This is a genomic window from Salmonella sp. SG203, assembly GCF_013350575.1.
Classification (GTDB): Bacteria; Pseudomonadota; Gammaproteobacteria; order Enterobacterales; family Enterobacteriaceae; genus Salmonella; species Salmonella enterica.
Window position 1 is genome coordinate 40,248 of record NZ_SNMT01000029.1, and the last position, 7,519, is coordinate 47,766.

Here is a 7,519-nt window from a genome sequence, read left to right on the forward strand (position 1 = left end):
AGCGCGAATGATATACTGGAGGTATATGTGAGTATGATGGCTGGGATGGATATGGGCAGAATTTTACTCGATTTATCAGACGATGTGATTAAACGGCTTGACGATCTCAAGGTGCAACGCAACCTACCTCGTGCAGAACTCTTGCGGGAGGCCGTTGAGCAGTATCTGGAAAGACAGGATCGGGCTGAGACCACAATTTCGAAAGCATTGGGGCTCTGGCAAGGCTGTGAGGAAGATGGCGTTGAATACCAACGTAAACTTCGTGAGGAATGGTAATGGTCAAAGGGTCTGCGCTTTTTGATACCAATATCCTCATCGACCTGTTTAGCGGTCGAATTGAAGCGAAACATGCGCTGGAAGCGTATCCGCCACAAAATGCGATTAGCCTTATCACATGGATGGAAGTGATGGTGGGTGCTAAGAAATATCATCAGGAAAACCGCACGCGCATTGCATTAAGTGCGTTCAATATTATTGGCGTAACACAGGAAATCGCGGAGCGAAGCGTCATTGTCAGGCAGGAGTATGGCATGAAACTCCCGGATGCGATCATTCTGGCCACTGCACAAGTCCATCGTTGTGAGCTTGTGACGCGTAATACAAAAGACTTTGCCGATATTCCGGGAGTGATCACGCCGTATCACTTGTAGACCGGACGGCAAACTTCGCCCGGTCTGAGTAAAAAACCTATTCCCCTTCCCCCGGGAACAGGAACGGGTTGATGGAACTGCGGGCGAACCCTTCCTGTTCCATGCGCGCGTCCAGCACCAGCGAGGCGAGGTCGTCGGCCACTGCTTCCACTTTCGGGTCTTTTTCCTGATAGAGAATCTTCAGGTAAGTCCCGCAATCGCCGCAGCTTTCGGCTTTCACCGCAGCCTGCTCATTTTCCAGCGACCAGTAGTGTAAGTCGCGGCTCTGTTCGCAGTTACTGCATTTTACGCGCACGACGTGCCATTCGGTTTCGCACAGGTTACAGTGCAGATAACGCAGCCCCTGCGTGGTGCCGATCTGCACCATGCTGGAGACCGGCATCGAACCGCACACCGGGCAATACTGGCGCGCTTCACCGTATTCCGCGCGGGCTTTGCCTGGAATCAAGCTGGCCATTTGCGCCCAGTAAAGGGAGAGCGCGGCCCAGATAAAGGGGGCTTTATCGCTGCTGACGGAGGCAAAATCCGAGGCAAACAGCGCGCTGGCCATCTGCTCCAGCTCCTGCTCTGAGGCTTTCTCCAGGTTCTCAATCACCGCCAGCGCGGGGCCGCTCATCTCGGGTTTTAGCTCGGCAATTAACGAATGCAGCAGTTTTTGCCAGTGCTTATCACGCGGCAGCACGTGGATATCCAGCGGCGGCTTGCCCTGGTCGTTCGCTTCTTTAATGCGTGCGGTCAGATCCATCTCCAGCGGATGGTCGTACAGCACCACTTCCTGCGCGTGCGCGATAAGCGCGGCAAAGCGCAGGTAATCGCCCAGCGGGTTATTTTCAGCCAGCTCGCGCAGACGTTCGGCGCGGCGGTTGTAGACGTTTTTGAGTCGAGGGAACAATAACGGCGGAATCATATCCGCCGTACGTTTCTCGCTCGACCCCAGCTCATCTTGCGGGATTATGCGAATACTCATTCAGTTTCTTTTTCCGTTGTCTTGCGGACTTCTCGGTACCAGCGTGGGTGATGTTTCTTCGCCCACGACCGGGTTACCCAGCCTTCCACCATCGCGGTAATGGTGCCTTTCACCCAAAGGGCGGCGTAGATATGCACCATGATAACCACAATTAACGCTACTGCGGCAAAAGAATGCAACATTAACGCGAATCGGATCACCGGGATTGAGAAAGCAGGCGCAAAGTACGGACGCCAGATAATTACCCCGCTTACCAGCAGCAGCACCAGGAAGATAATCGCCGCCCAGAATACGCATTTCTGACCGAAGTTATAACGCCCGGTGTCACCCACTTCCTCGTTGACGACGATCTTACGAATATTCTTCGCCCAAAAGATATCATCCCGATTGATTAGATTGTGGTGCCAATAACGGAAAAACATGATGATGAACGAGGCAAACATAACCACGCCCACAAACGGGTGCAGAATTCGCGCCAGTTGTGGGGTACCCAGGATATGCATCAACCAGTTGAAGGATGGGAATAAAAAGCCCAGCCCGCTCACCGCCGCCAGCACGAAGCAGAAGGCGACGATCCAGTGGTTGATGCGTTCCGGCGCCGTATAGCGCACGATGGTGTCACGTCGTTTCATTTGCGCACCTCGTCTTTCTCTTCATGCAGGTTGTCATCTTCCTCTTCCGCGCGGTTCGGGCCGACGCCGACATAGTGGAAGACGCTGGCGGCAAAGGTCGCGGCAAAACCGAACGCGGCGAGCGGTTTCCAGACGCCTTTCCAGAACTTAACGGTTTCGCTGATTTCCGGGTTCTCCGGCAGACCGTGATACAGATTCGGCTTGTCGGCATGATGCAGCACGTACATGACATGCGTACCGCCTACGCCCGCCGGATCGTACAGACCCGCGTTGTCATAACCACGGGTTTTGAGTTCCGCCACCCGCTCGCCCGCCAGCGTTTTCATATCCTCTTTCGAGCCAAAATGAATGGCGCCGGTTGGACAGGTCTTCACGCAGGCCGGTTCCTGGCCGACCACCACACGGTCAACGCACAGCGTACATTTATAGACGCGGTTGTCTTCCGGGTTGAGGCGCGGCACGTTGAACGGGCAGCCAGCGATACAGTAGCCGCAGCCGATACACTGCTCGGACTGGAAGTCGACAATACCGTTAGCGTACTGAATGATCGCCCCTTCCGCCGGACAGGCCTTCAGGCAGCCTGGATCGGCGCAGTGCATACAGCCATCCTTACGGATCAGCCACTCCAGTTTGTCGTTCTGTTCCACTTCCGAGAAGCGCATCACCGTCCAGGATTTCGCGGTCAAATCAGCCGGGTTGTCATACACCCCGACGTTATTGCCCACTTCATCACGGATGTCGTTCCACTCGGAGCACGCCACCTGACACGCTTTACAGCCGATACAGGTGGTGACGTCGATGAGTTTCGCCACCTCTTCCTGGTGGTCCCGCGCCTGGGGCGAGGGGGTGAAACCGTTAGTGGCGGAACGACGAATGATGTCTTGCGATTGATAAGCCATAGGTCGTCTCCGTTACACCTTTTCCACGTTCACAAGGAAGGATTTAAACTCCGGCGTTTGCGTGTTCGCATCACCGACGAAAGGCGTTAACGTATTGGCGATAAAGCCTTTTTTCGCTACACCTTCGTAGCCCCAGTGAATAGGAATACCGATGGTATCGATATCCTTGCCGTCCGCTTTCAGCGTGCGAATACGCTTGGTCACCACTGCTTTGGCTTTGATATAGCCGCGGTTCGAGGAGACCTTCACGGTATCGCCATGCGCGATACCGAGCTTATTCGCCAGCTTCTCGCCAATTTCCACAAACTGTTCCGGCTGGGCGATAGCGTTAAGCAACGCGTGCTTGGTCCAGTAGTGGAAGTGCTCGGTCAGACGGTAAGTGGTTCCGACATACGGGAACTTATCCGCTTTACCCAGCGCGTCGGCATCGTCTTTAAAGATACGGGCGGCAGGGTTAGAGATAACGTTCGGGTGCAGCGGGTTAGTGCCCAGCGGCGTTTCAAACGGTTCGTAGTGTTCCGGGAACGGCCCTTCCGCCATCTTATCGATAGCAAACAGGCGGCCCATCCCTTCCGGCTGCATGATAAACGGTCCGACGTCGCTGCCGGGCGCGGCGGCGCTGTAGTCCGGAATATCCCATCCGGCCCATTTTCCGCCTTCCCATTTCAGTAGCTGACGTTTCGGGTCCCAGGGATTACCCTGCGGATCGGCGGAGGCGCGGTTATAGAGGATGCGGCGGTTAAGCGGCCATGCCCATGCCCAGCCCAGCGTGTTGCCGAGACCAGACGGGTCGGCGTTATCACGACGCGCCATCATGTTGCCTTCCGGCGTCCAGCTACCGGCGAAAATCCAGCAGCCGCTGGACGTCGTACCGTCATCGCGCAGTTGCGCGAACGAACTGAGCTGTTGACCTTTCTTCACCACCACCGCGCCGGTTGCCGGGTCGATAAGATCGGCCAGCGCTTTACCGTTACTTTCCATCGCCACTTCTTCAGAGGCGGGTTCGTATGGTTTGGTGTAGTTCCAGGTCATATTCAGCACCTGTTCCGGGTTGGCGCCGCCCTGTTCAGAGTACATCTTACGCAGGCGTAAGAAGATACCGGCGAGGATTTCGCCGTCGGTCATGGCAATTCCCGGGGCGTCCGCGCCCTTCCAGTGCCACTGTAACCAGCGACCGGAGTTAACGATGGAACCATTTTCCTCGGCAAAACAGGTGGAAGGCAGACGGAACACTTCGGTCTGGATTTTTGCGGGATCAACGTCGTTCGACTCACCGTGGTTTTGCCAGAAGGTGGACGTTTCGGTGTTGAGCGGATCGATAGTCACCAGGTACTTCAGTTTGGAAAGCGACGCGACCACTTTGTTTTTGTTCGGGAATGAGGCCACCGGGTTAAAGCCCTGGCAGATATAGCCGTTGACCTTGCCCTGTTTCATCATCTCGAAGTACTGCAGTACATCGTACCCTTTGTCCCACTTCGGTAGCCAGTCAAAGCCCCAGCTATTTTCCGCTGTCGCTTTATCACCAAAGAAGGCCTTCATCATCGAGACGAAGAATTTCGGATAGTTGCCCCAGTAGTTGACCTGATCCTTCAACAATGGCTTCGGCGTATTGGCAGCCAGATAGGTTTGCAGGTCGGTCTGTTTTTCGCTCGGCAGCGTCAGGTAGCCCGGCAGACTTTGCGACAGCAGTCCTAAGTCGGTCAGTCCCTGAATATTGGAGTGACCGCGCAGGGCGTTAACGCCGCCGCCGGCCATCCCCATGTTACCGAGCAGAAGCTGGATCATTGCCATAGTACGGATGTTCTGCGCGCCGATGGAATGCTGCGTCCAGCCCAGCGCGTACAGGAACGACGCGGTTTTATCTTTTGCGCTGGTTTCTGCAATGTACTCGCACACTTTCAGGAAGTCCGCTTTCGGCGTACCGCAGATATTTTCTACCACGTCCGGCGTATAGCGCGAGACATGCTGTTTCAACAGATTCCAGACACAGCGCGGGTGTTGCAGTGTCGTATCGCGTTTGGCAAAACCGTTTTCGTCCAGCTCATAGTGCCAACTGGTTTTATCGTACTGCCGCTTGTCTGCGTCATAGCCGGTGAACAGACCATCATCGAAGCCAAAATCTTCACGCACGATCAGGCTGGCATTGGTATAGGCCTCGGTGTATTCACGGTTGTATTTTTCGTTGGTCAGCAGATACAGCATCACGCCTGACAAGAAGGCAATGTCAGTACCAGAGCGTATTGGCGCATAGAAATCGGCCACCGACGCGGTACGCGTGAAGCGCGGATCGATCACAATCAGCTTCGCGCCGTTGTGAATTTTGGCTTCCATCGCCCAGCGGAACCCGACCGGGTGAGCTTCTGCGGCGTTACCGCCCATCACCACGACGAGGTTGGCGTTCTTGATGTCGACCCAGTGGTTGGTCATCGCACCGCGACCAAATGTTGGAGCAAGACTTGCTACCGTTGGTCCGTGTCAGACACGCGCCTGGTTGTCGACCGCGAGCATACCCAGCGCGCGGGAGAATTTTTGCGTTAAATAACCCGTCTCGTTACTGGATGCGGAAGCGCACAGCATCCCGGTGGTGAGCCAGCGGTTAACGGTAACGCCTTCGGCGTTCTGCGCCTGATAGTTGGCGTCGCGATCTTCCTTCATCAGTTTAGCGATGCGGTCAAACGCTTCTTCCCAACTGATCTGTTGCCACTTATCTGAACCCGGCGCGCGGTATTGCGGGAATTTCAGGCGGCTTTCAGAGTGGATAAAGTCCACCAGACCGGCCCCTTTCGGGCACAGCGCGCCACGGCTTACCGGATGATCCGGGTCCCCTTCGATATGGAAAATAGATGCTTTGGCGTTTTTCGCACCGTCGCCGAGGCTGTACATCAACAGCCCGCAGCCAACGGAACAGTAGGTGCAGGTGTTACGGGTTTCGCGGGTGCGCAGCAGTTTATATTGCCGTGTTTCCGCTAGCGCTACGCCGGGCGCGAAGCCCAGTGCCGCCGCCGTGGTGCCTGCCATACCGCCAGCGCAGATCTTAAAGAACTGCCTTCTGCTGACCTGCATGGTTTGCTCCTTGTTTCGACATTGTCACTTCTCTTTCACATTTCTCTATCCGAAACGCTCAGGGAGTGGTTGTTATTTTTCTTTGCGGACGGGCCCGCAAAGGTTCAGAATTGGATAAATTTTCCTCCATCCGGGAGGAGTTGTAACAGAATACCATAATGTTGGTGTGTGTGTTCTTATATGGTTAAAAGAAAGTGAACAATATACTGTCTGAAGAAGTCCTAAATGTGACTGATTTCACAACCTCACGCCAGTTGACTCTCTGGAAACGCGAGGATTTGCAGTCCCCCCAACTTGATGATGTTGCCGAGGAAGTGCCAGTGGCACTGGTGTATAACGGTATTTCGCATGTCGTTATGATGGCCTCTCCGAAAGATCTGACGCATTTCGCAATAGGGTTTTCTCTGTCGGAAGGGATCATTGACAGCCCGCGTGAAATCTATGGTATGGACGTTGTGCCGTCCTGTAACGGACTTGAAGTGCAGATTGATCTTTCCAGCCGTCGATTTATGGGGCTGAAAGCGCGTCGTCGCGCGCTGGCCGGACGTACCGGTTGCGGCGTATGTGGCGTGGAACAGCTCAATGACATCGGTAAGCCGGTGCAACCGCTGCCGTTTAGCCAAACGTTTAATCTCGGTAACCTTGATCGCGCGTTAAAACATCTGAATGATTTTCAACCGACGGGTAAGCTGACGGGTTGTACGCACGCTGCGGCATGGGTCATGCCGTCGGGTGAACTGGCGGGGGGCCATGAAGATGTCGGACGCCACGTTGCGCTGGATAAACTGCTCGGCCGCCGCGCTACGGAAGGTGAGGAATGGCGGCAAGGCGCGGCGCTGGTTTCCAGTCGCGCGAGTTACGAAATGGTGCAGAAGTCCGCGATGTGCGGCGTTGAAATTCTGTTTGCCGTCTCTGCCGCAACGACGCTGGCGGTCGAGGTGGCTGAACGCTGCAATCTGACGCTGGTGGGGTTCTGTAAGCCGGGTCGGGCGACGATTTATACCCATCCGCAGCGGTTAATCGCAGACTAAAATAGTACCCTCTACATTTGCGTAAAATATATATTTTCTCAATTTTACAGCCTCTCTTGATAACGGAATCACGTATAGTGGCGAGGCCATACAGGTTTTAATCGTTTTTATGCTGGACCGCAGCTTATTCCAGCCATTCACGAGGCGCTTGCTACCCGGTAATACTTTGACTAGTCCTGATATAGGTTGACAGTTTTTTGTCTGTAAAACGCCTGATGAACATCATCGGGCGTTTTGTATTTCAGGGCCAGGTGTGGCCGTTCATGGTTATAAATTG

At 54.7% G+C, this 7,519-nt stretch carries 7 protein-coding genes; 3 read left to right on the plus strand and 4 right to left on the minus strand.

The window, feature by feature from the left end; genetic code table 11:
• The first annotated feature begins 33 nt into the window (after positions 1-33).
• Positions 34-276: a CopG family transcriptional regulator gene (locus HV477_RS24665; protein WP_001523745.1), complete on the plus strand. Its 243-nt coding sequence runs from the start codon at positions 34-36 to the stop codon at positions 274-276.
• On the plus strand, positions 276-650 hold the full coding sequence (locus HV477_RS24670; RefSeq protein WP_000238494.1) for a type II toxin-antitoxin system VapC family toxin: 375 nt from the start codon (positions 276-278) through the stop codon (positions 648-650). The genes HV477_RS24665 and HV477_RS24670 overlap by 1 nt, the downstream gene beginning before the upstream one ends.
• A gap of 37 nt (positions 651-687) precedes the next feature.
• Here the strand turns inward: HV477_RS24670 and fdhE are convergent, their stop codons facing one another.
• The 4 genes from fdhE to fdnG are packed head-to-tail and all read right to left on the minus strand — an operon-like array spanning position 688 to position 6,211.
• Positions 688-1,617 (minus strand): formate dehydrogenase accessory protein FdhE, encoded by a 930-nt coding sequence (fdhE, locus tag HV477_RS24675; protein WP_000027730.1) that lies wholly within the window; start codon positions 1,615-1,617, stop codon positions 688-690.
• Complete coding sequence (fdoI, locus tag HV477_RS24680; protein WP_000829025.1) at positions 1,614-2,249, minus strand: formate dehydrogenase cytochrome b556 subunit; 636 nt, start codon at positions 2,247-2,249, stop codon at positions 1,614-1,616. The genes fdhE and fdoI overlap by 4 nt, the downstream gene beginning before the upstream one ends.
• On the minus strand, positions 2,246-3,148 hold the full coding sequence (gene fdxH / locus HV477_RS24685; protein WP_079899342.1) for a formate dehydrogenase subunit beta: 903 nt from the start codon (positions 3,146-3,148) through the stop codon (positions 2,246-2,248). Before fdxH ends, fdoI begins: the two co-directional genes overlap by 4 nt.
• A 12-nt stretch (positions 3,149-3,160) precedes the next feature.
• Positions 3,161-6,211: a formate dehydrogenase-N subunit alpha gene (gene fdnG, locus HV477_RS24690; RefSeq protein ID WP_077248424.1), complete on the minus strand. Its 3,051-nt coding sequence runs from the start codon at positions 6,209-6,211 to the stop codon at positions 3,161-3,163.
• A gap of 194 nt (positions 6,212-6,405) precedes the next feature.
• Between fdnG and fdhD the strand changes: the two genes are divergently transcribed.
• Positions 6,406-7,242: a formate dehydrogenase accessory sulfurtransferase FdhD gene (gene fdhD, locus HV477_RS24695; RefSeq protein ID WP_001059740.1), complete on the plus strand. Its 837-nt coding sequence runs from the start codon at positions 6,406-6,408 to the stop codon at positions 7,240-7,242.
• Positions 7,243-7,519: the final 277 nt, after the last annotated feature.